The sequence below is a fragment of the Escherichia sp. 94.0001 genome, from assembly GCF_013369155.2.
In the GTDB taxonomy this organism is placed as follows: Bacteria; Pseudomonadota; Gammaproteobacteria; order Enterobacterales; family Enterobacteriaceae; genus Escherichia; species Escherichia coli_F.
The window spans coordinates 1-25,713 of sequence record NZ_JABWMS020000063.1; the positions used below are offsets into that span (position 1 = coordinate 1).

Annotated in this window: 24 protein-coding genes and 1 other annotated feature; of the genes, 14 read left to right on the forward strand and 10 right to left on the reverse strand. The window is 52.2% G+C overall.

Annotated features, from left to right (window positions below):
- Nucleotides 1–96 precede the first annotated feature (96 nt).
- Nucleotides 97–258, reverse strand: coding sequence for a pleiotropic regulatory protein RsmS (rsmS, locus tag HEN33_RS20185; protein WP_000051146.1), 162 nt, complete (start codon nt 256–258; stop codon nt 97–99).
- A gap of 13 nt (nt 259–271) precedes the next feature.
- Nucleotides 272–799, reverse strand: a complete 528-nt coding sequence (priC, locus tag HEN33_RS20190; protein ID WP_176263437.1) for a primosomal replication protein N'' — start codon at nt 797–799, stop codon at nt 272–274.
- A gap of 69 nt (nt 800–868) precedes the next feature.
- Here priC and HEN33_RS20195 point away from each other — a divergent pair, with 69 nt between their 5' ends.
- The 8 genes from HEN33_RS20195 to hemH all read left to right on the forward strand — a co-directional run bounded on the left by HEN33_RS20195 (nt 869) and on the right by hemH (nt 8,900).
- Nucleotides 869–1,246: a DUF454 family protein gene (locus HEN33_RS20195; protein ID WP_001188905.1), complete on the forward strand. Its 378-nt coding sequence runs from the start codon at nt 869–871 to the stop codon at nt 1,244–1,246.
- 152 nt (nt 1,247–1,398) lie between these two features.
- Nucleotides 1,399–1,950 (forward strand): adenine phosphoribosyltransferase, encoded by a 552-nt coding sequence (apt, locus tag HEN33_RS20200; RefSeq protein WP_000127356.1) that lies wholly within the window; start codon nt 1,399–1,401, stop codon nt 1,948–1,950.
- A 128-nt stretch (nt 1,951–2,078) separates the two neighbouring features.
- Nucleotides 2,079–4,010, forward strand: coding sequence for a DNA polymerase III subunit gamma/tau (gene dnaX / locus HEN33_RS20205; protein WP_176263438.1), 1,932 nt, complete (start codon nt 2,079–2,081; stop codon nt 4,008–4,010).
- Nucleotides 3,343–3,407: a sequence feature (DnaX frameshifting element), on the forward strand. Its footprint overlaps the gene before it by 65 nt.
- A 52-nt stretch (nt 4,011–4,062) precedes the next feature.
- Nucleotides 4,063–4,392: a YbaB/EbfC family nucleoid-associated protein gene (locus tag HEN33_RS20210; protein ID WP_000467098.1), complete on the forward strand. Its 330-nt coding sequence runs from the start codon at nt 4,063–4,065 to the stop codon at nt 4,390–4,392.
- On the forward strand, nt 4,392–4,997 hold the full coding sequence (gene recR / locus HEN33_RS20215) for a recombination mediator RecR (protein ID WP_001195025.1): 606 nt from the start codon (nt 4,392–4,394) through the stop codon (nt 4,995–4,997). Before HEN33_RS20210 ends, recR begins: the two co-directional genes overlap by 1 nt.
- Before the next feature lie 109 nt (nt 4,998–5,106).
- Entirely contained in the window at nt 5,107–6,981 is a 1,875-nt protein-coding gene (gene htpG / locus HEN33_RS20220) for a molecular chaperone HtpG (RefSeq protein WP_000678208.1), read from the forward strand.
- 180 nt (nt 6,982–7,161) lie between these two features.
- Nucleotides 7,162–7,806, forward strand: coding sequence for an adenylate kinase (adk, locus tag HEN33_RS20225; protein ID WP_001220233.1), 645 nt, complete (start codon nt 7,162–7,164; stop codon nt 7,804–7,806).
- A gap of 131 nt (nt 7,807–7,937) precedes the next feature.
- A complete protein-coding gene (gene hemH / locus HEN33_RS20230) occupies nt 7,938–8,900 on the forward strand; it encodes a ferrochelatase (RefSeq protein WP_001250117.1) in 963 nt (320 codons plus the stop codon).
- Here the strand turns inward: hemH and aes are convergent.
- The gene (aes, locus tag HEN33_RS20235) at nt 8,897–9,856 is read right to left on the reverse strand and encodes an acetyl esterase (protein ID WP_176263439.1); all 960 of its coding nucleotides are present in this window, start codon (nt 9,854–9,856) and stop codon (nt 8,897–8,899) included. The genes hemH and aes overlap by 4 nt on opposite strands.
- A 151-nt stretch (nt 9,857–10,007) precedes the next feature.
- On the opposite strand from aes, the gene gsk reads away from it, so the two are divergent.
- From gsk to HEN33_RS20250, 3 genes are all read left to right on the forward strand, one after another.
- Nucleotides 10,008–11,312 (forward strand): inosine/guanosine kinase, encoded by a 1,305-nt coding sequence (gsk, locus tag HEN33_RS20240; protein WP_000671574.1) that lies wholly within the window; start codon nt 10,008–10,010, stop codon nt 11,310–11,312.
- A gap of 194 nt (nt 11,313–11,506) precedes the next feature.
- Nucleotides 11,507–11,791: a hypothetical protein gene (locus HEN33_RS20245; RefSeq protein ID WP_039020778.1), complete on the forward strand. Its 285-nt coding sequence runs from the start codon at nt 11,507–11,509 to the stop codon at nt 11,789–11,791.
- A gap of 14 nt (nt 11,792–11,805) precedes the next feature.
- The gene (locus HEN33_RS20250; protein ID WP_001195401.1) at nt 11,806–12,258 is read left to right on the forward strand and encodes a hypothetical protein; all 453 of its coding nucleotides are present in this window, start codon (nt 11,806–11,808) and stop codon (nt 12,256–12,258) included.
- Nucleotides 12,259–12,282: 24 nt separating this feature from the next.
- Here HEN33_RS20250 and ybaL read toward each other — a convergent pair whose 3' ends face one another.
- Together ybaL and fsr are read right to left on the reverse strand one after the other, a co-directional pair.
- Complete coding sequence (gene ybaL / locus HEN33_RS20255) at nt 12,283–13,959, reverse strand: YbaL family putative K(+) efflux transporter (protein ID WP_000546224.1); 1,677 nt, start codon at nt 13,957–13,959, stop codon at nt 12,283–12,285.
- Nucleotides 13,960–14,196: 237 nt separating this feature from the next.
- Nucleotides 14,197–15,417: a fosmidomycin MFS transporter gene (gene fsr, locus HEN33_RS20260; RefSeq protein ID WP_001251634.1), complete on the reverse strand. Its 1,221-nt coding sequence runs from the start codon at nt 15,415–15,417 to the stop codon at nt 14,197–14,199.
- Nucleotides 15,418–15,634: 217 nt separating this feature from the next.
- Between fsr and ushA the strand changes: the two genes are divergently transcribed.
- Nucleotides 15,635–17,287 carry a bifunctional UDP-sugar hydrolase/5'-nucleotidase gene (gene ushA / locus HEN33_RS20265; RefSeq protein WP_176263440.1) on the forward strand — a complete coding sequence of 551 codons (1,653 nt, stop codon included), beginning with the start codon at nt 15,635–15,637 and terminating at the stop codon, nt 17,285–17,287.
- Between the two features lie 37 nt (nt 17,288–17,324).
- Here ushA and HEN33_RS20270 read toward each other — a convergent pair whose 3' ends face one another.
- From HEN33_RS20270 to copA, 5 genes are all read right to left on the reverse strand, one after another.
- The gene (locus HEN33_RS20270) at nt 17,325–17,828 is read right to left on the reverse strand and encodes a hypothetical protein (protein ID WP_176263441.1); all 504 of its coding nucleotides are present in this window, start codon (nt 17,826–17,828) and stop codon (nt 17,325–17,327) included.
- Entirely contained in the window at nt 17,825–18,481 is a 657-nt protein-coding gene (locus HEN33_RS20275; protein ID WP_249822554.1) for a DUF6896 domain-containing protein, read from the reverse strand. The genes HEN33_RS20270 and HEN33_RS20275 overlap by 4 nt, the downstream gene beginning before the upstream one ends.
- A 167-nt stretch (nt 18,482–18,648) precedes the next feature.
- Nucleotides 18,649–19,128, reverse strand: coding sequence for a Cys-tRNA(Pro)/Cys-tRNA(Cys) deacylase YbaK (gene ybaK, locus HEN33_RS20280; RefSeq protein WP_000186628.1), 480 nt, complete (start codon nt 19,126–19,128; stop codon nt 18,649–18,651).
- Between the two features lie 203 nt (nt 19,129–19,331).
- Nucleotides 19,332–20,126, reverse strand: a complete 795-nt coding sequence (locus HEN33_RS20285) for a TraB/GumN family protein (protein ID WP_176263442.1) — start codon at nt 20,124–20,126, stop codon at nt 19,332–19,334.
- Nucleotides 20,127–20,450: 324 nt separating this feature from the next.
- Nucleotides 20,451–22,955, reverse strand: coding sequence for a copper-exporting P-type ATPase CopA (copA, locus tag HEN33_RS20290; RefSeq protein WP_176263443.1), 2,505 nt, complete (start codon nt 22,953–22,955; stop codon nt 20,451–20,453).
- Between the two features lie 261 nt (nt 22,956–23,216).
- On the opposite strand from copA, the gene glsA reads away from it, so the two are divergent.
- Together glsA and HEN33_RS20300 are read left to right on the forward strand one after the other, a co-directional pair.
- On the forward strand, nt 23,217–24,149 hold the full coding sequence (gene glsA / locus HEN33_RS20295; RefSeq protein ID WP_176263444.1) for a glutaminase A: 933 nt from the start codon (nt 23,217–23,219) through the stop codon (nt 24,147–24,149).
- Nucleotides 24,150–24,151: 2 nt separating this feature from the next.
- Nucleotides 24,152–25,444: an APC family permease gene (locus HEN33_RS20300; RefSeq protein ID WP_176263445.1), complete on the forward strand. Its 1,293-nt coding sequence runs from the start codon at nt 24,152–24,154 to the stop codon at nt 25,442–25,444.
- The last annotated feature ends 269 nt before the right edge of the window (nt 25,445–25,713 follow it).

The window sequence follows — 25,713 nt, forward strand, 5'->3', positions numbered from 1 at the left end:
ATTGCAGGAGCGGTGTAGGCCTGATAAGCGTAGCGCATCAGGCAGTTTTGCGTTTGCCCGCAATCTTAGGGGACATTTAGCGGCCCCATTTATTTCTCACTTTTCCGCCTCATCATCGCGCGTTAATTTCTTTTCATAATCGCGTTTTACAATATCCAGCGCGCGCAGTACGGTGCGGGCTGGGATCTGATTTTCTTCCAGCAGCACAATCAAATCGACGGCCAGTTTGACATCGTCAGGGGCATTTTCCAGTGACATACTCTCTCCATTGCTAGCGAGTTAAACGCGCTATCCTGTTTTCGATTTTTTCCAGCGCATGACGGCACCGCGCCAGGCGTGCTTCATAGGCTTCTACTTCACGATGCAGCGTTTGCTGTTCCACGAGATCGGTCACCCGCGCCAGGCGGGCTCGACGTTCGGCTACCATCTCACGTAGCCGCCGCTCAAAATCCTGATGCTGAATACGTTTACGCTGCCAGCGGGCAATTTTCGGTGGCGCACTGTCCCACTCGCGCAATGACCAGGCGGAGGCTTCACGCGCGATGGCTTCCAGTTGTGCAGCCAGATGTTCCGCCAGCCAGGCCACTTGCGGCAGTTGCTGCTGCTCAACCGCATGACGAAGCGCAGCCAGATTATCGCCCGCCTCATCGAGACAAGCCTGTAGTGTTGTCGCACGGGTCTGAAAAAGGTGCCTGTCAAAACGGGCACTTAGCGTGGCAAATTGCGCTACCGGGGCACAACGCTGACGCAGCGTGGCGAGCTGTCCTTCCAGTTTTTCCAGCAGCAGGGCGGTTTTCACGATAAGACCTCAATGAAAATGATAATTGTTATGCTAAAGTAGCCACTCTGTAAGCTGACAACACTCAATATGCAACGAATCATTTTAATCATCATTGGCTGGCTGGCGGTAGTGCTGGGTACGCTGGGCGTGGTATTACCGGTATTACCGACGACGCCGTTTATCCTGCTGGCGGCCTGGTGCTTTGCCCGTTCTTCCCCGCGCTTTCACGCCTGGTTGCTGTACCGCTCATGGTTTGGCAGCTATCTACGTTTCTGGCAGAAACATCATGCGATGCCGCGCGGCGTCAAACCGCGGGCGATTTTGCTTATTTTGCTCACGTTTGCCATTTCTCTGTGGTTCGTCCAGATGCCATGGGTGCGCATCATGTTGCTGGTAATTCTCGCCTGTTTGCTTTTTTATATGTGGCGAATTCCGGTGATTGATGAAAAGCAAGAAAAGCACTGAAGCACAACAATCGCAGTTGCAATTATTGCGTACAGCCAGTACATTCTGGCGTTTTCGAGCACAGGCGCAGGCGGTCAAAGGTTAAACAACTGTTACTTTTGATACGTTTAAAACGCGCCGTGAGTACCACCGTAACAAGCAGGCATACACTTATGACCGCGACTGCACAGCAGCTTGAGTATCTCAAAAATAGCATCAAAAGCATTCAGGACTACCCAAAACCCGGCATTCTTTTCCGCGATGTCACCAGCTTACTGGAAGACCCGAAAGCTTACGCTCTCAGCATCGACTTACTGGTTGAGCGTTACAAAAATGCGGGTATTACCAAAGTTGTCGGCACCGAAGCGCGTGGCTTCTTGTTTGGCGCTCCGGTAGCTCTGGGTCTGGGCGTTGGCTTTGTACCGGTCCGTAAACCGGGCAAACTGCCGCGTGAGACCATCAGTGAAACTTACGATCTGGAATACGGCACCGATCAGCTGGAAATCCACGTTGATGCCATCAAACCGGGCGACAAAGTTCTGGTGGTGGACGACCTGCTGGCAACCGGCGGCACTATCGAAGCGACCGTTAAACTGATCCGTCGTCTGGGTGGTGAAGTGGCTGATGCTGCGTTCATTATCAACCTGTTCGATCTCGGCGGCGAACAGCGTCTCGAAAAACAGGGCATTACCAGCTACAGCCTTGTTCCGTTCCCGGGCCATTAATTATCGTCAGTCTTGCGCTGCTCACGCTACGGGCAGCACAAGATGTGCATTCAGCCTCGCCGTTCTGACGGGGCTGTGTTAGCATTACCCCTTCGTGAATCCACCTTCCAGCGTTTCAGAGCCTGCCAATGAGTTATCAGGTCTTAGCCCGAAAATGGCGCCCACAAACCTTTGCTGACGTCGTCGGCCAGGAACATGTGCTGACCGCACTGGCGAACGGCTTGTCGTTAGGGCGTATTCATCATGCTTATCTTTTTTCCGGCACCCGGGGCGTCGGAAAAACCTCTATCGCCCGACTGCTTGCGAAGGGGCTAAACTGCGAAACCGGCATTACCGCGACGCCGTGCGGCGTGTGCGATAACTGTCGTGAAATCGAGCAGGGGCGCTTTGTCGATCTGATTGAAATCGACGCCGCCTCGCGTACCAAAGTCGAAGATACCCGCGACCTGCTGGATAACGTCCAGTACGCGCCAGCGCGTGGTCGTTTTAAAGTTTATCTGATCGACGAAGTGCATATGCTGTCGCGCCACAGCTTTAACGCACTGTTAAAAACCCTTGAAGAACCGCCGGAGCACGTCAAGTTTCTGCTGGCGACGACCGATCCGCAGAAATTGCCGGTGACGATTTTGTCACGCTGCCTGCAATTTCATCTCAAGGCGCTGGATGTCGAGCAAATTCGCCATCAGCTTGAGCACATCCTCAACGAAGAACATATCGCTCACGAGCCACGGGCGCTGCAACTGCTGGCGCGCGCCGCTGAAGGCAGCTTGCGAGATGCCCTAAGTTTAACCGACCAGGCAATTGCCAGCGGTGACGGCCAGGTTTCAACCCAGGCGGTCAGTGCGATGCTGGGTACGCTTGACGACGATCAGGCGCTGTCGCTGGTTGAAGCGATGGTTGAAGCCAACGGCGAGCGTGTAATGTCGCTGATTAATGAAGCCGCCGCTCGTGGTATTGAGTGGGAAGCGTTGCTGGTAGAAATGCTCGGCCTGTTGCACCGCATTGCAATGGTGCAACTTTCCCCTGCTGCGCTGGGCAACGACATGGCCGCCATCGAGCTGCGGATGCGTGAACTGGCGCGCACCATACCGCCGACGGATATTCAGCTTTACTATCAAACGCTGTTGATTGGTCGCAAAGAATTACCGTATGCGCCGGACCGCCGCATGGGCGTTGAGATGACGCTGTTGCGCGCACTGGCGTTTCATCCGCGTATGCCGCTGCCTGAGCCAGAAGTGCCACGCCAGTCCTTTGCGCCCGTCGCGCCAACGGCAGTAATGACGCCAACCCAGGTGCCGCCGCAACCGCAATCAGCTCCGCAGCAGGCACCGACTATACCGCTCTCAGAAACCACCAGCCAGGTGCTGGCGGCGCGCCAACAACTGCAGCGCGCACAGGGAGCAACCAAAGCAAAAAAGAGTGAACCGGCAGCCGCTACCCGCGCGCGGCCGGTGAATAACGCTGCGCTGGAAAGACTGGCTTCGGTCACCGATCGCGTTCAGGCGCGTCCGGTGCCATCGGCGCTGGAAAAAGCACCAGCCAAAAAAGAAGCGTATCGCTGGAAGGCGACCACTCCAGTGATGCAGCAAAAAGAAGTGATCGCCACGCCGAAGGCGCTGAAAAAAGCGCTGGAACATGAAAAAACGCCGGAACTGGCGGCAAAGCTGGCGGCAGAAGCCATTGACCGCGATCCTTGGGCGGCACAGGTGAGCCAACTTTCGCTACCAAAACTGGTCGAACAGGTGGCGTTAAATGCCTGGAAAGAGGAGAGCGACAACGCAATATGCCTGCATTTGCGCTCCTCTCAGCGGCATTTGAACAACCGCGGTGCACAGCAAAAACTGGCTGAAGCGTTGAGCACGTTAAAAGGTTCAACGGTTGAACTGACTATCGTTGAAGATGATAATCCCGCGGTGCGCACGCCGCTGGAATGGCGTCAGGCGATATACGAAGAAAAACTTGCGCAGGCGCGCGAGTCCATTATTGCGGATAATAATATTCAGACCCTGCGTCGATTCTTCGATGCGGAGCTGGATGAAGAAAGTATCCGCCCCATTTGATCGTAAGCACAGCTTACGTTCGTCATCCTTAACGTGATTGAGAGAGAAACCTATGTTTGGTAAAGGCGGTCTGGGTAACCTGATGAAGCAAGCCCAGCAGATGCAAGAAAAAATGCAGAAAATGCAGGAAGAGATCGCGCAGCTGGAAGTGACCGGCGAATCTGGCGCAGGTCTGGTAAAAGTGACCATCAACGGTGCACACAACTGCCGTCGCGTAGAGATCGACCCGAGCCTGCTGGAAGACGACAAAGAGATGCTGGAAGACCTGGTGGCTGCAGCATTCAACGACGCAGCACGTCGTATCGAAGAAACGCAGAAAGAAAAAATGGCCTCTGTTTCCTCCGGAATGCAGCTGCCGCCAGGCTTTAAGATGCCGTTCTGATGCAAACCAGCCCGCTGTTAACACAGCTTATGGAAGCACTGCGCTGTCTGCCGGGCGTTGGCCCGAAGTCGGCGCAGCGTATGGCGTTCACGCTGCTTCAGCGCGATCGTAGCGGCGGGATGCGTCTGGCGCAGGCGCTCACCCGGGCGATGTCGGAAATCGGCCACTGCGCCGATTGCCGCACCTTCACCGAACAGGAAGTCTGTAACATCTGTTCGAATCCGCGTCGTCAGGAAAACGGCCAAATCTGCGTGGTGGAGAGTCCGGCGGACATTTACGCCATTGAGCAGACGGGGCAGTTTTCAGGCCGTTATTTTGTGTTGATGGGGCACCTGTCACCGCTGGACGGCATCGGTCCGGATGATATCGGCCTTGATCGTCTGGAACAGCGTCTGGCAGAGGAAAAAATCACTGAAGTGATCCTCGCCACCAACCCCACGGTTGAAGGTGAAGCTACCGCTAACTACATTGCCGAGCTTTGCGCGCAATATGACGTGGAAGCCAGCCGAATCGCTCATGGCGTACCGGTTGGCGGCGAACTGGAAATGGTCGATGGCACCACGCTGTCACACTCCCTTGCCGGGCGTCATAAGATTCGTTTTTAAGCAAACGAGAGCAGGATCACCTGCTCTCGCTTGAAATTATTCCTCCTTGTCCCCATCTCTCCCTCATCCTGTTTTTAACCTTAAAATGGCATTATTGAGGTAGACCTACATGAAAGGACAAGAAACTCGTGGTTTTCAGTCAGAAGTGAAACAACTTCTGCACCTGATGATCCATTCTCTCTATTCCAATAAAGAAATCTTCCTGCGTGAGCTTATCTCTAACGCCTCCGATGCGGCGGACAAGCTGCGTTTCCGTGCGCTCTCTAATCCGGACCTGTACGAAGGTGATGGCGAACTGCGCGTTCGTGTTTCTTTCGATAAAGACAAGCGCACGCTTACCATCTCCGATAACGGCGTGGGGATGACCCGCGACGAAGTGATTGACCATCTGGGGACTATCGCTAAATCCGGCACCAAATCATTCCTCGAATCCCTGGGTTCTGACCAGGCGAAAGACAGCCAGCTGATCGGTCAGTTTGGTGTTGGTTTCTACTCTGCGTTTATCGTGGCCGACAAAGTGACCGTGCGTACTCGCGCGGCAGGCGAAAAACCAGAAAACGGCGTCTTCTGGGAATCGGCTGGCGAAGGTGAATATACCGTTGCCGACATCACCAAAGAAGATCGTGGTACTGAAATCACCCTGCATCTGCGTGAAGGCGAAGACGAGTTCCTCGATGACTGGCGCGTGCGTTCCATCATCAGCAAATACTCCGACCATATCGCGCTGCCGGTAGAGATCGAAAAACGCGAAGAGAAAGACGGCGAAACCGTTATCTCCTGGGAGAAAATCAACAAAGCGCAGGCGCTGTGGACCCGTAACAAGTCGGAAATCACCGACGAAGAGTACAAAGAGTTCTACAAACACATCGCCCACGACTTTAACGATCCGCTGACCTGGAGCCACAACCGCGTTGAAGGTAAGCAGGAGTACACCAGCCTGCTGTATATTCCGTCGCAGGCACCGTGGGATATGTGGAACCGCGATCATAAACACGGCCTGAAACTGTATGTTCAGCGTGTGTTCATCATGGACGACGCAGAACAGTTCATGCCGAACTATCTGCGCTTCGTGCGTGGTCTGATTGACTCCAGCGATCTGCCGCTGAATGTTTCCCGTGAAATCCTCCAGGACAGCACGGTAACGCGTAACCTGCGCAATGCGCTGACCAAGCGTGTGCTGCAAATGCTGGAAAAACTGGCGAAAGACGACGCGGAAAAATACCAGACCTTCTGGCAACAGTTTGGCCTGGTACTGAAAGAAGGTCCGGCGGAAGATTTCGCTAACCAGGAAGCGATCGCCAAACTGCTGCGTTTTGCTTCTACCTATACCGACTCTTCTGCGCAGACCGTGTCTCTGGAAGACTACGTTTCCCGCATGAAAGAAGGGCAGGAGAAAATCTACTACATCACCGCAGACAGCTATGCGGCAGCGAAGAGCAGCCCGCACCTGGAACTGCTGCGTAAGAAAGGCATCGAAGTTCTGCTGCTTTCCGACCGCATCGATGAGTGGATGATGAACTATCTGACTGAGTTCGACGGTAAACCGTTCCAGTCTGTGTCTAAAGTTGACGAGTCGCTGGAAAAACTGGCTGACGAAGTTGATGAGAGCGCGAAGGAAGCGGAGAAAGCACTGACTCCGTTCATCGACCGTGTGAAAGCCCTGCTCGGCGAGCGTGTGAAAGATGTCCGTCTGACTCACCGTCTGACCGATACGCCAGCGATCGTATCGACCGACGCGGACGAAATGAGCACTCAGATGGCGAAACTGTTTGCTGCGGCGGGCCAGAAAGTACCAGAAGTGAAATACATCTTCGAACTGAACCCGGATCACGTACTGGTGAAACGTGCGGCAGATACTGAAGATGAAGCGAAGTTCAGCGAGTGGGTAGAACTGCTGCTGGATCAGGCGCTGCTGGCAGAGCGCGGTACGCTGGAAGATCCGAACCTGTTTATTCGTCGTATGAACCAGCTGCTGGTTTCCTGATGTAATGCCGGATGACCCTCGTGTCATCCGGCATTTTTCTTTTCATCATCTGTCCTTTCCGCAAATTATCTCGCCATTAACCGTTTCAGCCTCAGGTGCCTTTCTTGAGGCAATCGCCTGATGGTGGTATCGTTTATCGCTTTTTCAAAAAATTCGACACATTTTAAGGGGATTTTCGCAATGCGTATCATTCTGCTTGGCGCTCCGGGCGCGGGGAAAGGGACTCAGGCTCAGTTCATCATGGAGAAATATGGTATTCCGCAAATCTCCACTGGCGATATGCTGCGTGCTGCGGTCAAATCTGGCTCCGAGCTGGGTAAACAAGCAAAAGACATTATGGATGCTGGCAAATTGGTTACCGACGAGCTGGTGATCGCGCTGGTTAAAGAGCGTATTGCTCAGGAAGACTGCCGTAATGGTTTCCTGTTGGATGGCTTCCCGCGTACCATTCCGCAGGCAGACGCGATGAAAGAAGCGGGCATCAACGTTGATTACGTTCTGGAATTCGACGTACCGGACGAACTGATTGTTGACCGTATCGTAGGCCGCCGCGTTCACGCGCCGTCTGGTCGTGTATATCACGTTAAATTCAATCCGCCGAAAGTAGAAGGCAAAGACGACGTTACCGGTGAAGAACTGACTACCCGTAAAGACGATCAGGAAGAAACCGTGCGTAAACGTCTGGTTGAATACCATCAGATGACTGCACCGCTGATCGGCTACTACTCCAAAGAAGCGGAAGCGGGTAACACCAAATACGCGAAAGTTGACGGCACCAAACCGGTTGCTGAAGTTCGCGCTGATCTGGAAAAAATCCTCGGCTAATCAAGCCGCAGCAGATCTGCTTTCGGGCAGGTCTGCTCATTCTCCTCAGGCAATACCTCTTGCAGCAATTAGTTCTTCTTCTTCACTTTTCCGCTACAATTATCAACAAGTTGAATCGATAAGAGGCGGTAATGCGTCAAACTAAAACCGGTATTCTGCTGGCAAACCTGGGTACACCCGATGCCCCCACTCCTGAAGCGGTAAAACGCTACCTGAAACAATTTTTAAGCGACAGACGCGTGGTTGATACCTCACGGCTGTTGTGGTGGCCGTTGCTGCGCGGCGTGATTTTGCCGCTGCGCTCGCCGCGTGTGGCGAAGTTGTATGCCTCTGTCTGGATGGAAGGTGGCTCGCCACTGATGGTTTACAGCCGCCAGCAACAGCAGGCGCTGGCACAACGTTTACCGGAGACGCCCGTAGCGCTGGGAATGAGCTACGGCTCGCCATCACTGGAAAGCGCCGTAGATGAACTACTGGCAGAACATGTAGATCATATCGTGGTGCTGCCGCTTTATCCGCAATACTCCTGTTCAACGGTCGGCGCGGTATGGGATGAACTGGCACGCATTCTGGCGCGCAAACGTAGCATTCCGGGGATATCGTTTATTCGTGATTACGCCGATAACCACGATTACATTAATGCACTGGCGAACAGCGTACGTGCTTCTTTTGCCAAACATGGCGAACCGGATCTGCTGCTGCTCTCTTATCATGGCATTCCCCAGCGTTATGCAGATGAAGGCGATGATTATCCGCAACGTTGCCGCACAACGACTCGCGAACTGGCTTCCGCACTGGGGATGGCACCGGAAAAAGTGATGATGACCTTTCAGTCGCGCTTTGGGCGGGAACCCTGGCTGATGCCTTATACCGACGAAACGCTGAAAATGCTCGGAGAAAAAGGCGTAGGTCATATTCAGGTGATGTGCCCGGGCTTTGCTGCAGATTGTCTGGAGACGCTGGAAGAGATTGCCGAGCAAAACCGTGAGGTCTTCCTCGGTGCGGGCGGGAAAAAATACGAATATATTCCGGCGCTTAATGCCACACCGGAACATATCGAAATGATGGCTAATCTTGTTGCCGCGTATCGCTAAAGCTGAGCGGTAAAGAACTGAGCGCCGTCGCGAAGAGCCTCGTCGGCGGCTTTCATCATCCGTGAATAATGCAAAAAGGCGTGTAACGTGCCTGGGTAGAGTTTGAACTCACAGGGCTGCTGATGCGCCGCTAACGTCTGGTAAAGCAGACGGCTGTCATCCAGCAGCGGATCGAACTCCGCCCCGGCAATAAAACAGGGCGGAACTTCGCGGGTGAGATCATTATTAAACAGGCAGTAATACGGCGACTCGCGGTCCGCGTCGTGGCTTAAATACGCCTCTTCATACATCTTTAAATCCTCTTGCGTTAAGCCATCCCAGACACCGCCCAACAGACGACGAGTCACGGAATCCCGTAATCCGTAAAGCCCATACCACAGCAAAACGCCCGCAACTTTACCGCAATCTATCTGTTTATCACGTAACCACAACGCACTGGCGAGCGCCAGCATTGCGCCTGCAGAATCACCGGCAAAACCAATGCGTGACATATTGATTTGATAATCCTCTGCCTGCTGGTGGAAGTGGCAACAGGCAGCCACAATTTCCTCTATTGCCTGCGGAAAACGTGCTTCCGGCGAAAGAGTGTAAGCAATACCAATCACTGTACATTGGGTGTAACTTGCCAGCAGTCGCATAATCCGATCGTGGGTATCAAGATTGCCGAGAATAAAACCACCACCATGCAGATAAAATAGTGTCGCCGGGCTGTGACTTTTGGGTGAGTAGAGGCGAGTCTCGACCTGACCATAAGGTGTGGGAACCATGTAAGCGCTGGTTGCCATTTCTGGAGCGCCAGCATTCCAGAATCGGCGCTCAAGCGTGTAATACTGACGTTGCTCAGCAATCGTTCCCGTTGCGGGCCAGGGCGGTAAATCCGGCTGAAGAGTATTCACAACGGTTTTCATTTCAGCAGAAATAAGGTCCAGAACGGGTAATTTGTTTTCCGGCTTCATGCAAAAACTCCTTTCAAATTACGTCATTGTAAGGAACCACTGCCATGAAAATGCGATCCCGCCTGCTGATATTGAAACTGGCTGCGTCTCGCGCGCTCCCGTCAGATTGTGTTAACATTCGCCGCTCAGTTAACCACCCGTAAAAACAACCATGAAATTTCCCGGCAAACGTAAATCCAAACATTATTTTCCCGTAAACGCACGCGATCCGCTGCTTCAGCAATTCCAGCCAGAAAACGAAACCAGCGCTGCCTGGGTAGTGGGTATCGATCAAACGCTGGTCGATATTGAAGCGAAAGTGGATGATGAGTTCATTGAGCGTTATGGATTAAGCGCCGGGCATTCACTGGTGATTGAGGATGATGTTGCCGAAGCACTTTATCAGGAGCTGAAACAGAAAAACCTGATTACTCATCAGTTTGCAGGTGGCACCATTGGTAACACCATGCACAACTACTCGGTGCTCGCGGACGACCGTTCGGTGCTGCTGGGCGTCATGTGCAGCAATATTGAAATTGGCAGCTATGCCTATCGTTACCTGTGTAACACCTCCAGCCGTACCGATCTTAACTATCTACAAGGCGTGGATGGCCCGATTGGTCGTTGCTTTACGCTGATTGGCGAGTCCGGGGAACGTACCTTTGCTATCAGCCCTGGCCACATGAACCAGCTGCGGGCTGAAAGTATTCCGGAAGATGTGATTGCCGGAGCCTCGGCACTGGTTCTCACTTCTTATCTGGTGCGTTGTAAGCCGGGTGAACCCATGCCGGAAGCAACCATGAAAGCCATTGAGTACGCGAAGAAATATAACGTACCGGTGGTGCTGACGCTGGGCACCAAGTTTGTCATTGCCGAGAATCCGCAGTGGTGGCAGCAATTCCTCAAAGATCACGTCTCTATCCTTGCGATGAACGAAGATGAGGCCGAAGCGTTGACCGGAGAAAGCGATCCGTTGTTGGCATCTGACAAGGCGCTGGACTGGGTTGATCTGGTGCTGTGCACCGCCGGGCCAATCGGCTTGTATATGGCGGGCTTTACTGAAGACGAAGCGAAACGTAAAACCCAGCATCCGCTGCTGCCGGGCGCTATAGCGGAATTTAACCAGTATGAGTTTAGCCGCGCCATGCGCCATAAAGATTGCCAGAATCCGTTGCGTGTCTATTCGCACATTGCGCCTTATATGGGTGGGCCGGAAAAGATCATGAACACCAACGGTGCCGGGGATGGCGCACTGGCAGCGTTGTTGCATGACATTACTGCTAACAGTTATCACCGTAGCAACGTACCAAACTCCAGCAAACATAAATTCACCTGGTTAACTTATTCATCGTTAGCGCAGGTGTGTAAATATGCTAACCGTGTGAGCTATCAGGTACTGAACCAGCATTCACCTCGTTTAACGCGCGGCTTACCGGAGCGTGAAGACAGTCTGGAAGAGTCTTACTGGGATCGTTAAGTTATCGGACTGATGACTGTCGGATGCGGTGTAAACGCTTTATCCGACCAGCGGAAGATAGCACGCCCTTGCCGGATGCGTTAGCATCACATCCGGCTATGGTGTCAATGTCTTGACCCGTTACCACTTCAACCGCCGGTGGTGTTTCCAACATAGTGGTTTTTCCAACCAAGGCAATCCAGGGAAGCAGCAAGATGAAATACATTTCTGTGCCGCTCACACAACAGGCAATGGAACGTCTTGATTATGATTGCTGCAAGCCAAGCGATCTGTTCATTACCTTGCTCAACGGCACTTTACATATCTGTATCAATGACTTTGAAGATGAGTATGTCACGGATATACGTAAGCTTAAGCACATGGCTGCGCTTATTGAGCAAACGCTCATCACCCATCCTGAAAATTCATTCCTAAATATCTTGCTAATACAAACACGCCGGGCACTGGCAGCCAATACCGGCGTCTTTTTTTACTTCTGACATGGATGCATAGAATGCAAACGGTATGGTATCTGCAACATACGCATTTTGGCGAAATGAAAGGTATCGGCATTTATACCCGTTATGAACTGGCCTTGCAGGCCAAAAAGGACGTGGAAAATAAGCCTGGTTTTGTGGATTACCCGGAAAATTTTCAGTTTATTGAATACATCCTAAACCAGGATCTCTGGGGAGATTTTCCCGTTACACAGGTAGACGATCTTGTCGAGCCGATGGTGTACAGCCTGTGGCATATTCGTGATGATGAGGCCGATGATTATGCTTTCCTCGGCATTTATACCACTGCAAAACTGGCGGAGCAGGCCCGGGAACGAGCCTGCCGCTATTTTCAGGAAGATGCTGCAAATATTCAGCCTGATCAAGGGCAGCTTGATCGTACCTGGTGGGAAGAAGGATTCATTTCATGGGACGAAGCCTCAGAATTGATTGTCCCCAATGCCGGGTAATCATCCGGCAATGGAATCAATGTCTTACCCCGTCACCACCTCACCCGCCGGTGGCGTTTCCAGCAGTTCCAGCATAGTTCGGGCAATTTCACGCTCACCCATCACTACCTGATTCGCGCCACGTTCGGTGATATACGCCACTTCATCGTCATAATGGGCGCGGGCGATAATCTCAATATCCGGATTTTTCGCGCGGGCAGATGCCACAATCTCGCCCGCTTCATAACCGTTGGGAATCGTCAGGATCAGCCATTTAGCACATTCCAGATGCGCCAGTTGCATAATTTCTTCGTTCGCCGCATTGCCCAATACTGCGCGGACCCCGCGCTCGCGCAGTTCATCAACACGGGTTCGTGACGTCTCAATCACCACCAGCGGAATATCAGAGGCGAGCAATTTCTCCCCCAGCAGGCTGCCTACACGACCGTAACCCACCAGTAGCGCATGGTTGCAAATATCCACTGGGATCTGCTTCTCTTCTTCGATAGCCTCTTCCAGCGTCTGCTCTTCCAGCGTTTCGGTCTTCGCCAGATATTTCTCCAGCAGCGCAAACAGGACCGGGTTGAGCATAATCGACAAAATCGCCCCTGCCAGCACCAGGTTCTGCCCGGCCTGCGGCAGCAGATCCAGCGCCATCCCCAGCCCTGCCAGGATAAAAGCGAACTCACCAATTTGTGCCAGGCTGGCGGCGATAGTTAATGCCGTACGTTGAGAGTGACCAAACAGTCGCACCAGGAAAAACGCGGCTAATGACTTACCAAACAGAATAATCGCCAGCGTCGCTAGCACCGCCAGTGGTTGTTGAATCAGAATTAACGGATCAAACAGCATTCCGACGGAGACAAAAAACAGCACCGCAAACGCGTCGCGCAATGGCAGCGTATCGTGGGCAGCACGGTGACTCAGTTCAGACTCGTTCAGTACCATCCCGGCGAAGAACGCGCCGAGTGCAAAGGAGACGTCAAACAGTTCCACCGCGCCAAAAGCAATCCCTAACGCCAGCGCCAGCACCGACAGGGTAAACAGCTCGCGGGAACCGGTTGCCGCGCTGCGTGCCATAATCCACGGCACCAGACGGCGACCTACCAGCATCATAATGGCGATAAATGCGATCACCTTGCCGATGGTGATTCCCATATCAACGGCCAGCGTCGCAAAGCCCACATCACCCTGTTCCATCATTCCTGCCACTGCGGGCAGCAACACCAGCGTCAGAACCATGACCAGGTCTTCCACAATCAACCAACCGATGGCGATTTGCCCACGCTGACTGTCTATTAATTGCCGTTCTTCAAGTGCGCGCAGTAACACCACGGTACTGGCGGTGGAAAGGCATAAGCCGAACACGATACCGGTCATTAACGACCAGCCCAGCACGGCGGAGAGCGCCATACCCAGCAGCGTCGCCACGGCTATCTGGGCGATCGCACCGGGAATGGCGATGGCCTTTACCGCCATCAAATCCTTCAGCGAAAAGTGCAGACCCACGCCAAACATCAACAGAATGACGCCCAGTTCAGCCAGTTCCGGCGCAAGCTTGGTATCGGCAACAAAGCCCGGAGTGAATGGTCCTGCCAGCACACCCGCTAACAGATATCCCACCAGAGGAGAAATACGTAGTTTATTGGCCAGCATGCCGAGGATAAAGGCGAGCACAAGGCCGCCAACAATGGTGGTGATAAGCGGGGTGGCGTGATGCATTCCGTCTCCTTTTCCTGGTGGTTATTGTCCATTTTTGGCCGGGAAAACCAAAATTACAGGTAATAGTTTATGACAATTTCATTGATGATGTTTATGAATAATTGTTGAATTTTGCAGAAAAATGGAATTAGCTGCAAAAAAAGCACGGATCGGAAAACAGAAGGCGGTTTAACAGAGGAAAGGCTTATGGCGACTGTAAAACGATGCAGCCAAAGTTTGCCTTTGGCTGCAATGAAATCAGTCTTTATGCCGGTTATCAGGCAGGAATATGGTCAACATCCCCAATAGTGGCAGGAAAGCACAGATTTTATAGACTAACTCGATGCTGGTGTGGTCGGCGATAAGCCCCAGAACTGCCGCTCCCAGACCTCCCATGCCGAAAGCAAAACCGAAAAAGAGTCCAGAAACCATACCGATACGTCCCGGAAGCAGCTCCTGAGCGTAGACCAGAATGGCAGAGAATGCCGAAGCGAGGATAAATCCAATAATCACCGTTAAAACCCCCGTCCAGTGCAGGCTGGCGTAGGGTAAAATCAGCGTAAACGGCGCAACGCCGAGGATAGAGCCCCAAATCACATATTTCCGTCCAATTTTATCCCCTACAGGCCCGCCGATCACCGTACCTGCCGCAACGGCAAACAGGAATGCAAACAGATGAAGCTGGGCATTCTGGATAGATAATCCGAATTTTTGCATCAGATAAAAGGTGTAATAGCTACTGATGCTCGCCATATAGAAATATTTCGAGAAAATCAGGATTAACAGAATGCTGACCGCCAGTACCACTTTGTTGCGCGGCAGTGGATTGATAATCGTCGCTTTTGGTTTTCCTTTATTCATTCGGTGCTGTGCCGAGTACCAACGGCTGATTTGCGCCAGCACCACGATTGCCAGCAGTGCTGCAAGCACAAACCAGGCCACGTTGCCTTTGCCATAAGGCGCGATAATCACCGCTGCCAGCAAGGGCCCCAGGGAACTGCCAAAGTTGCCGCCGACCTGAAAGATAGATTGCGCCAGGCCATGACGGCCACCAGACGCCATTCGGGCCACGCGTGAGGATTCCGGATGAAAGACCGACGAACCAGTGCCGACCAACGCCGCCGCCAGCAGAACTGCGCCAAAACTGCCCGCCAGCGCCAGCAGCACCAGACCGCTTAAGGTAAAGCACATGCCAATCGGCAACGACCACGGCATCGGATATTTATCCGTCCAGTAGCCGACCACAGGTTGCAATAGTGAAGAGGCGAGCTGGAAGGTGAGGGTTATCATGCCAATTTGCATAAATGTCAGAGAAAATTCTGACTGAAGCAGGGGATAAATCGCCAGAATCAGCGATTGGATCATGTCGTTCAGCAGATGTGAGAGGCTGATAGCACCTAAAATACCAAACGATGTTCGGGCCTTGGTCGTTGACGCAGCAGCGCCAGCCACTGGCTGGGTTTGTTCACTCATTGCCATAGGAAAGTCACTTTTTCAGGGTTGCGATGTAAAGAATGATCTTATTTGTGATTATTACCCGACTAACATACCTGTATGCGCCGCCTGAAGGAAGTCTCAACGCTGAATAAAGAATTTCTAATCTGGATGCAGATTTATCTTCACCGGACGCAGACTTGTCTATGATGTCGCGTCATACTATTTTTCAACACGTTGAAATCTGATCAGGGAGAGAAGTATGAAATTATTGCAGCGGGGCGTGGCGTTAGCACTGTTAACCACATTTACACTGGCGAGTGAAACTGCTCTGGCTTATGAGCAGGATAAAACCTACAAAATTACAGTTCTGCATACCAATGATCATCATGGTCATTTCTGGCGTAATGAATATGGCGAATATGGTCTTGCGGCGCAAAAAACGCTGGTGGACGGTATTCGCAAAGAGGTTGCGGCTGAAGGTGGTAGCGTGCTGCTACTTTCCGGTGGCGACATTAATACTGGCGTGCCCGAGTCCGACTTACAGGATGCCGAACCTGATTTTCGCGGTATGAATCTGGTGGGCTATGATGCGATGGCAATCGGTAATCATGAATTTGATAACCCGCTCACCGTATTACGCCAGCAGGAAAAGTGGGCTAAGTTCCCGTTGCTTTCCGCCAATATCTACCAGAAAAGTACCGGCGAGCGCCTGTTTAAACCATGGGCGCTGTTTAAGCGTCAGGATCTGAAAATTGCCGTTATTGGTCTGACGACGGATGACACAGCGAAGTTAGGCAACCCAGAAAACTTCACCGATATTGAGTTCCGTAAACCCGCCGATGAAGCGAAGCTGGTGATTCAGGAGCTGCAACAGACAGAAAAGCCAGACATTATTATCGCGGCGACCCATATGGGGCATTACGACAATGGTGAGCACGGCTCTAACGCAGCGGGCGATGTGGAAATGGCACGCGCGCTGCCTGCCGGATCGCTGGCGATGATCGTCGGAGGTCACTCGCAAGATCCAGTCTGTATGGCGGCAGAAAATAAAAAACAGGTCGATTACGTTCCTGGTACGCCATGCAAACCGGATCAACAAAATGGCATCTGGATTGTACAGGCGCATGAGTGGGGCAAGTACGTGGGTCGGGCCGACTTTGAGTTTCGCAACGGCGAAATGAAAATGGTCAACTACCAGTTGATTCCGGTAAACCTGAAGAAGAAAGTGACCTGGGAAGACGGGAAAAGCGAGCGTGTGCTTTACACCCCTGAAATCGCCGAAAACCAGCAAATGATTTCGCTGTTATCACCGTTCCAGAACAAAGGCAAAGCGCAGCTGGAAGTGAAAATAGGCGAAACCAATGGTCGTCTGGAAGGCGACCGCAGCAAAGTGCGTTTTGTACAGACCAATATGGGGCGGTTGATTCTGGCAGCACAAATGGATCGCACTGGTGCCGACTTTGCGGTGATGAGCGGAGGCGGAATTCGTGATTCTATCGAAACAGGTGATATCAGCTATAAAAATGTGCTGAAAGTGCAGCCATTCGGCAATGTGGTGGTGTATGCCGACATGACCGGTAAAGAGGTGATTGATTACCTGACCGCCGTCGCACAAATGAAGCCTGATTCTGGTGCCTATCCGCAATTTGCCAACGTTAGCTTTGTGGCGAAAGACGGCAAACTGAACGACCTGAAAATCAAAGGCGAACCGGTCGATCCGGCGAAAACTTACCGTATGGCGACATTAAACTTCAATGCCACTGGCGGTGATGGCTATCCGCGTCTGGATAACAAACCGGGCTATGTGAATACCGGCTTTATTGATGCTGAAGTGCTGAAAGCGTATATACAGAAAAGCTCGCCGCTGGATGTGAGTGTCTATGAACCGAAAGGTGAGGTGAGCTGGCAGTAATGAACCCTGTCGCGGCGTCATGATATGACGCCGCCATTTATGAATATTGAAATCTTGCATCGTAATCGCGATGTGTCAAACCAAATGCCATCAGCATATAATTCTGCGGTTCACCAGACTGTTCTTCATCTGCTTCAAACCAAAGTGTCACGCCTGAGCGATTGACGTGGATTAATAGTGTATGGGGCGATTGACGGTGGATTTGCAGATCAGCGCCTTCGTTAACAAGCATGTTAAATACACGCGTAACGTTCAACTCAGCGACGTTATTCAATATTCCTTTATCAAATCGGATCGCTTTGCCCAAATGGATTTGGCTCAGATAATCGCACCAAATCATATATAGCTTGTTGTTTTCGAAATGAAACTCAACATTGCCAAATAGCCAGATATAAAAACCATTTCCCATATCATTTTTAGAGTCCGGCTCAACAAAGTTTTGTTCCAGCCATGCCATTGTTTGCCCCGGTTCGACAAAATCGAATTTTCCGTTAAAGACAAAATTGTGGAAGCTAACATCAACAAGATGGTCAAATTTCATCTTTCGCTCCTTTGTGAATTTTTTACACGCTTCAAAAGCCAGCGTAATTTACATCGGTGCAGGCGACTCTCCAGTGTTGAGCGAAAATTTGCGATGTCGACATTGGACCGATCTACCGCAGCAACCCCCGTGTATTGTGGGATCGGTGAAGGGATTTTTTGTAACTTTCCCAGCGCCAGCAGTTGTTGAATGATCCTGCTACCGTCGTGGTAATCATCGTAAATAGCCACTGGCAGAGGCTGCCAGGCGGGGGTCGATTTGATAAATCCGGAAAAAAAATACGGGTCCAGATCGCCGAAATCAAAGCCGTAGGCGAGGGGAACTTCAATATTTTGCTCTGTTTTTTTATTCTCAAATGCACAATGAAAACCGTGAAAACAATACTGCCACTTTCCCATTTTGCCTTTTCGCTTACGGTTGCATTTGAAGGGGGCAAAGGTAACTAGCGGGTTATTTTCCGCCATCTCAACATTCAGTTGTTCAGCCAATGCAAATATAAGCTCTGTCGCCAGCTTACGATATTCTTTCGCGCAGTGTTCGAAAAAATCCTGATGGCGGTTAATCTCTTCAAGCGATATTAATCTGGCGATCCTGATAACCGGGTCGGCAGAATGCATGCCAACAACAAATTCATCGAGCTGTGCTTTCAGCACCAGCCCGAATTCCTCACGATACCTCTCTGCTTCGCTGGCAAAATGCAGATGTAATACCTTCTCTCTCGATGTTTGCCGAAGTAAGGCGATATCCGGTATCTCATCTGCACAAGCGATACTTAATGTCTCTGTAATCCTTTCCACATCTTATCTTCCGTGTGCATCACTTAATCGCGGCGGGCGATATCAGCAAATTTGGCATCGAGGATCTTCGCCAGGTCGCTTGCCGCCAGTTCGATGTCCAGCCCGCGCTTGCCGCCAGAAACAAAAATAGTGGCAAATTCTTGCGCGGGGGCGTCGATAATCGTCGGCAGGCGTTTTTTCTGCCCCAGTGGGCTAATCCCTCCAACCAGATATCCCGTCGAACGCTGCGCGACCATCGGATCGGCCATCTCAACTTTCTTGGCACCCAGCGCTTTTGCTACTTTTTTAAGATCCAGTTGACCTGCGACCGGCGTAACGGCCACGGCAAGGTGTTTCATATCACCGTTCACTGCCACCAGCAGCGTTTTGTAGACCTGATCCGGATTCAAACCTAATTTTTTGACGACTTCATCGCCAAAATTGGTTTCAGCCGGATCGTGCTCATAGGTGTGGATTTGAAACGAAATCTTGTTTTTTTCGAGTAATTTAACTGCGGGTGTCATGGTAATTTTCCTGCCTTAAACAAAAAAACGAAGCAAGCATACGCCTGATGGCGGTCCAAAAAAAAGAGTCATCTTGCCTAAGAGTATTGGCAGGATGGTGAGATTGAGCGACAATCGAGTTACACCGTCGCTTAAAGTGACGGCATAATAATAAAAAAATGAAATTCCTCTTTGACGGGCCAATAGCGATATTGGCCATTTTTTTAGCGCAACATTTGTGGCAAATTCCCTTCTCCATACAGATGTAAAGCTCCGACCGCGACCACATAGCGTCCCGGCGGCATAGCGCGTAATTTGTCCCGCCAGGCGAGATTTCGCTGATGCATCAACACATCGTACAGCGACTGACTGAACGTATTAGGCAGCGTTATTTCATTATTTTGCGGCGGCGTATTCAGCCACCAGCTCATCATTTGTTGCAGCAACCGTGCATTGGTGTGCCAGTGGGTCAGCGTATCGTCCAGCAGCGCCAGTCCTTTGTCAGGGAGCTGGAGCAACATGGCAATCTGGTTTTCTGCCCCTTCCAGTTCAATCACGGGTTTATGTTGTTGCTTCGCCGCCTGCAATAGCTGGTAATCGATACCGTATTCTGCCCGCAGCCCCAGTTTTTGTGCCTGCGTCGCCTGAAGAACCATCGCGATTTGCCACAGCGGTTGGGTAGAAAAGAGCGACGGAGAAATACCCATCTCCTGGCTAATGTGCTGCAGATTTTGTAATTGCTCCTCGCTAATACGCTCTTCCAGCGCCTCGCAGGCAGGCAAATTAGCAAAAGGCGTATCGCTGGTGGAAACATCCGCCTCGACGATTAGTGCATCGGCGTTTTTGAGCTTTTTGAGCAAACGGGGGGGCAGGGGAGCCATATCGTGGCTGCCCATATGAATACTGCCAATCAGATGAAAATGGCGATTGCCGGGAAGAGAGATATCGATAGCAGGCCAGGTGTAATGATTACCGCGCAGCGCGGCCCAAAGCGTTTTTACCCGGTACAACAGATCCATACGACCTCCCTTTGTGAAATATCATGCTAGCGCGCGGGGAGGGATGGCGCAAATGGAGTTGGGACGGATTAAATATTTGGCACGCCGGGGAAAACGTGCAAAAAGGTCGCGTAAGGCCAAAACATCGCCGCATCCGGCATCCGGCATCCGGCATCCGGCATCCGGCATCCGAGCACCATTGCCTGATGCGACGCTTACGCGTCTTATCAGGCCTACAACCCTGTGCCTGAATCGTAGGCCGGATAAGGCGTTTATGCCGCATCCGGCAGGCATGCGTCGATGCCAGATGCGCCACCCTAAAGCAGCGCATCCGCAATGACATACTTATTCCTTCGGTTTAAACCGCAGCAAGCGGTTGGCGTTACTCACTACGGTGATCGACGAGAGCGCCATTGCCGCTCCGGCAACCACCGGGTTAAGCAGTGTTCCAGTGAACGGCCACAAAATACCGGCGGCGACCGGAATACCAATGCTGTTGTAGATAAACGCACCGAGCAGGTTCTGCTTCATGTTGCGCAGCGTTGCGCGGGAAATTGCGAGCGCATCCGCAACACCCATCAGGCTATGGCGCATCAGGGTAATCGCCGCAGTTTCAATGGCAACATCGCTGCCGCCCCCCATCGCAATACCGACATCCGCCTGGGCCAGCGCTGGCGCGTCGTTAATGCCGTCGCCCACCATTGCCACCTGACGTCCTTCACTTTGCAGACGTTTAATCGCTTCGGCTTTACCGTCTGGCAGCACGCCGGCTATCACCTCATCAATCCCTGCTTCTTTGGCGATCGCATTGGCGGTGGTCGGGTTATCCCCGGTTAGCATCACCAGACGATATCCCGCTTTATGCAGACGTTGCAGCGCCGCCACGCTATCACTACGCAATGGATCGCGTACAGCCAGCAGGGCTACCGCTTTCCCGTCAACCGCCAGCAGCACAGGCGTTGCCCCTTGCGATGCCTGAGCAGTAATCTCCGCTTCGATAGCTTTGGTATCAACCTGTTGCTCATTTAACAACGCCTGATTACCCAGCAATAACGCATGACCTTCTGCTTCACCGCTCACGCCCAGCCCGCGCAATGTACGGAAGCCGTTGACCTGCGGCAGCTGCATATCGCCTGCTTTATCGAGGATCGCCCGTGCCAGCGGATGGCTGGAACCTTGTTCCAGTGCCGCCGCCAGACGCAGCGCATGCGCTTCGTCAACATCAGTAAACGTTTTCACTGCGACAACCTGCGGCTTCCCTTCCGTCAGCGTCCCGGTTTTATCGAACACTACGGTATCGAGCGTACTGGCGCGTTGCAACGCGTCGGCGTCCCGCACCAGCACACCAAATTCAGCCGCACGCCCGACGCCGGAAATAATCGACATTGGCGTTGCCAGCCCCAGCGCACACGGGCAGGCGATAATCAGTACCGTAGTGGCAATCACCAGGGTATAAACAATTTGCGGTGCCGGACCAAAGAAGTACCAGATTGCCGCACTGACCAGCGCAATCACCACCACTACCGGCACAAATACGGCAGAGATTTTATCCGCCAACTGGCCGATTTCCGGTTTACTGCTCTGGGCCTGGCGCACCATACGAATGATCCGTGACAGCGTAGTATGGCTGCCAACCGCACTGGCACGAAACAGCACGCTACCGTCCTGCACCACGGTACCTGCATGAACGCTATCGCCTTCGCCTTTTTGCTGTGGGATAGGTTCGCCCGTCAGCATTGCTTCATCCAGCCACGCTTCGCCCTGGGTAATTTCACCATCTACCGGTACGCGATCGCCGGTCGTCAGGCGTAGTAACATACCAGGCTGAACATCTGCCAGTGGCACGCTTTTTTCACCTTCTTCAGTGACCAGGCGCGCCGTCGGCGGGGTTAAATCGAGTAACTTTTCCAGCGCCTTTGAAGAACGCTGACGTGCGCGCGCTTCCAGCATATGACCGAGATTAATCAGACCGATAATCATCGCACTGGCTTCGTAATAAAGATGTCGCGCTTCCATGGGGAACCACTGCGGCCACAGGTTGACGCTCATTGAATAGAGCCACGCCACGCCAGTACCCAGCGCCACCAGCGTATCCATCGTCGCCGCACCGTTCAGCAGGCTTTTCCATGCGCTACGGTAAAAATGCCCGCCGGCGAAAACCATTACCGCCAGCGTTATCAGGCCGATAACTAACCACAGACTGCGGTTGTCGGCGGTGACCATCATGTTATCGCCGATCATCCCCCAGACCATCACCGGGATACCCACCGCCAGCGCCACAATTGCCTGCCAGCGGAAGCGCTTCATGGTAGCGACGGCGGTTTCCTGCTGGCGCTCGCGGCGTTTAGCGTCATCTTCAATCGCTTCCGCGCCGTAGCCCGCTTTTTCCACCGCCTGCACTAAATCTTGTGGAGAGGCACTGCCCATCACCAGCGCAGTACGCTCCGCCAGGTTTACCCGTGCCTGAGTGACGCCCGGTACGCTTTGCAGCGCATTTTGTACGCGGGTAACACAGCTGGCGCAGCTCATGCCGCTCAGCAGCAACTGCTGGCTGTCATCGTCATCGGCGTTTGCTGCCGGAAGCGCCTCAGAAACCGCTGTCAGTGCTTCCGACGGGATTGATGACTCCGCCAGCGGTTTAGCCTTTGGGTGGCTTACAGATGCGTCATAACCCGCTTGTTTGATGGTTTCGATCAGCTGTTCTGCACTGGCAGTGCCGGTAACGTGCGCTTCAGTGATAGACACATCCGCCTGCTCAACATCCGGGCGCTGTTCGAGACTTTCTTTCACGCGTTTAACGCAGTGACCGCAGGACAGGCCGTCCAGGGTCAGGTCGATAGTTTGTGACATAACGTACTCCTTTAAGACAGTTTTGACTGGCTGTGATAAAGGTTAAACCTTCCAGCAAGGGGAAGGTCAAGAAATTAATAAACCAGGCGGGTAAAAGTCCGTAAAGATTAAAAAATCGGCTCAATTTGCATCAGGATTAGACATTTATCTCTTTGTTTTCCTGTAGTTAAGTCGCGGGTGCTAAGTTAAATCAGGATGCCTGAAAATCGGCACCGGGGTGAGGAATTACCTCCCGCATCTATAAAAAGGAGTTAACAAAAGATGTTAGATGCAAACACATTACAGCAGGCAGTGGATCAGGCTTACACCCAATTTCACTCACTTAACGGCGGACAAAATGCCGATTACATTCCCTTTCTGGCGAATGTGCCCAGTCAACTGGCGGCAGTAGCTATCGTGACCTGCGATGGTAAAGTCTTTAGCGCGGGTGACAGTGATTACCGCTTTGCGCTGGAATCCATCTCGAAAGTCTGTACGTTAGCCCTTGCGTTAGAAGATGTCGGCCCGCAGGCGGTACAGGACAAAGTTGGCGCTGACCCGACCGGATTGCCCTTTAACTCGGTTATCGCCTTAGAGTTGCATGGCGGCAAACCGCTTTCGCCACTGGTAAATGCTGGCGCTATTGCCACCACCAGCCTGATTAACGCTGAAAATACTGAACAACGCTGGCAGCGAATTTTACATATCCAACAACAACTGGCTGGTGAGCAGGTAGCGCTCTCTGACGAAGTCAACCAGTCGGAACAAACGACCAACTTCCATAACCGGGCCATTGCCTGGCTGCTGTACTCCGCCGGATATCTCTATTGTGATGCAATGGAAGCCTGTGACGTGTACACCCGTCAGTGCTCAACGCTCATCAATACTGTTGAACTGGCAACGCTTGGCGCGACGCTGGCGGCGGGCGGAGTGAATCCGCTGACGCATAAACGCGTTCTTCAGGCCGACAACGTGCCGTACATTCTGGCCGAAATGATGATGGAAGGGCTGTATGGTCGCTCCGGTGACTGGGCATATCGCGTTGGTTTACCGGGCAAAAGCGGTGTAGGTGGCGGTATTCTGGCGGTCGTTCCTGGTGTGATGGGAATTGCCGCGTTTTCACCACCACTGGACGAAGAAGGCAACAGTGTTCGCGGTCAAAAAATGGTGGCATCGGTCGCTAAGCAACTCGGCTATAACGTGTTTAAGGGCTGATCATGATGAACACGGAAGGTAATAACGGTAACAAACCCCTCGGTCTATGGAACGTCGTTTCCATTGGCATTGGGGCAATGGTGGGGGCGGGGATCTTCGCGCTGCTGGGGCAGGCTGCGTTGCTAATGGAAGCCTCGACCTGGGTCGCCTTTGCTTTTGGTGGTATTGTGGCGATGTTTTCCGGTTATGCCTATGCGCGCCTGGGGGCGAGCTATCCCAGCAATGGCGGTATTATCGACTTCTTTCGTCGCGGATTAGGCAACGGCGTCTTTTCGCTGGCGCTCTCGTTACTGTACCTGTTGACGCTGGCGGTAAGCATCGCCATGGTCGCCCGTGCTTTTGGCGCTTATGCCGTGCAGTTTTTGCATGAAGGCAGCCAGGAGGAGCACCTTATTCTGCTCTACGCGTTGGGGATCATTGCGGTGATGACGCTATTCAACTCCTTAAGCAACCATGCGGTAGGACGGCTGGAAGTGATCCTCGTCGGCATTAAAATGATGATCCTGTTATTGCTGATTATTGCCGGTGTCTGGTCGCTACAACCGGCGCATATTTCCGTCTCTGCGCCTCCCAGCTCCGGTGCGTTCTTCTCCTGTATCGGGATAACCTTCCTTGCCTATGCGGGCTTTGGCATGATGGCGAACGCGGCGGATAAAGTGAAAGATCCGCAGATCATTATGCCACGGGCGTTTCTGGTGGCGATTGGCGTTACCACACTGCTTTACATCGCGCTGGCGCTGGTTTTGCTTAGCGATGTATCGGCATTAGAGTTAGAAAAATATGCCGATACCGCCGTAGCGCAGGCCGCATCTCCGCTCCTCGGGCATGTGGGTTATGTGATCGTTGTCATCGGTGCTTTACTGGCGACGGCGTCAGCCATCAACGCGAACCTGTTCGCCGTGTTTAACATCATGGACAACATGGGAAGCGAACGCGAACTGCCGAAGCTAATGAATAAATCTCTGTGGCGGCAGAGTACCTGGGGCAACATCATCGTCGTGGTGTTGATTATGCTGATGACGGCGGCGCTAAATTTAGGCTCACTCGCCAGCGTTGCCAGTGCCACCTTTTTGATCTGCTACCTGGCGGTGTTTGTGGTGGCGATGCGCCTGCGTCATGATATCCATGCCTCGTTGCCGATTCTTATCGTTGGCACGTTGGTTATGTTGTTGGTGATCGTTGGCTTCATCTACAGTCTGTGGTCCCAGGGCAGTCGTGCGCTGATATGGATTATTGGCGCACTCTTACTCAGCCTTATTGTGGCAATGGTCATGAAGCGCAATAAAGCCGTATAAAACCTCTCTGCGCGTAGTACTTTCTGTACTGCGCCTTTGTCTTTAATTCAAATTTCCTTTCTTATTCCTTTAATAAATAAGTCACAAAAAAATGATATATACGCGATAAATCTGTGATGCTAATCACTTATTACTGTTGATTATTCTTAATGTGTATGATGGTAATCTAAAAGTCGTAGTGTATTCTAAATAAATAACGTATAAGCTTTTTAGCTGCATTTCTTTGCCAATATCAATGATCGACAAAAGAGATGCACAAGTTATTACCC

Coding starts and splice junctions, on each gene's coding strand:
- apt (WP_000127356.1), top strand. CDS start 1,399: ATGACCGCGACTGCACAGCAGCTTGAGTATCTCAAAAATAGCATCAAA.
- HEN33_RS20195 (WP_001188905.1), top strand. CDS start 869: ATGCAACGAATCATTTTAATCATCATTGGCTGGCTGGCGGTAGTGCTG.
- rsmS (WP_000051146.1), bottom strand. CDS start 258: ATGTCACTGGAAAATGCCCCTGACGATGTCAAACTGGCCGTCGATTTG.
- ybaL (WP_000546224.1), bottom strand. CDS start 13,959: ATGCATCACGCCACCCCGCTTATCACCACCATTGTTGGCGGCCTTGTG.
- recR (WP_001195025.1), top strand. CDS start 4,392: ATGCAAACCAGCCCGCTGTTAACACAGCTTATGGAAGCACTGCGCTGT.
- dnaX (WP_176263438.1), top strand. CDS start 2,079: ATGAGTTATCAGGTCTTAGCCCGAAAATGGCGCCCACAAACCTTTGCT.
- HEN33_RS20210 (WP_000467098.1), top strand. CDS start 4,063: ATGTTTGGTAAAGGCGGTCTGGGTAACCTGATGAAGCAAGCCCAGCAG.
- fsr (WP_001251634.1), bottom strand. CDS start 15,417: ATGGCAATGAGTGAACAAACCCAGCCAGTGGCTGGCGCTGCTGCGTCA.
- htpG (WP_000678208.1), top strand. CDS start 5,107: ATGAAAGGACAAGAAACTCGTGGTTTTCAGTCAGAAGTGAAACAACTT.
- HEN33_RS20270 (WP_176263441.1), bottom strand. CDS start 17,828: ATGAAATTTGACCATCTTGTTGATGTTAGCTTCCACAATTTTGTCTTT.
- ybaK (WP_000186628.1), bottom strand. CDS start 19,128: ATGACACCCGCAGTTAAATTACTCGAAAAAAACAAGATTTCGTTTCAA.
- HEN33_RS20285 (WP_176263442.1), bottom strand. CDS start 20,126: ATGGATCTGTTGTACCGGGTAAAAACGCTTTGGGCCGCGCTGCGCGGT.
- ushA (WP_176263440.1), top strand. CDS start 15,635: ATGAAATTATTGCAGCGGGGCGTGGCGTTAGCACTGTTAACCACATTT.
- gsk (WP_000671574.1), top strand. CDS start 10,008: ATGAAATTTCCCGGCAAACGTAAATCCAAACATTATTTTCCCGTAAAC.
- HEN33_RS20250 (WP_001195401.1), top strand. CDS start 11,806: ATGCAAACGGTATGGTATCTGCAACATACGCATTTTGGCGAAATGAAA.
- glsA (WP_176263444.1), top strand. CDS start 23,217: ATGTTAGATGCAAACACATTACAGCAGGCAGTGGATCAGGCTTACACC.
- hemH (WP_001250117.1), top strand. CDS start 7,938: ATGCGTCAAACTAAAACCGGTATTCTGCTGGCAAACCTGGGTACACCC.
- HEN33_RS20245 (WP_039020778.1), top strand. CDS start 11,507: ATGAAATACATTTCTGTGCCGCTCACACAACAGGCAATGGAACGTCTT.
- adk (WP_001220233.1), top strand. CDS start 7,162: ATGCGTATCATTCTGCTTGGCGCTCCGGGCGCGGGGAAAGGGACTCAG.
- HEN33_RS20300 (WP_176263445.1), top strand. CDS start 24,152: ATGATGAACACGGAAGGTAATAACGGTAACAAACCCCTCGGTCTATGG.
- copA (WP_176263443.1), bottom strand. CDS start 22,955: ATGTCACAAACTATCGACCTGACCCTGGACGGCCTGTCCTGCGGTCAC.
- aes (WP_176263439.1), bottom strand. CDS start 9,856: ATGAAGCCGGAAAACAAATTACCCGTTCTGGACCTTATTTCTGCTGAA.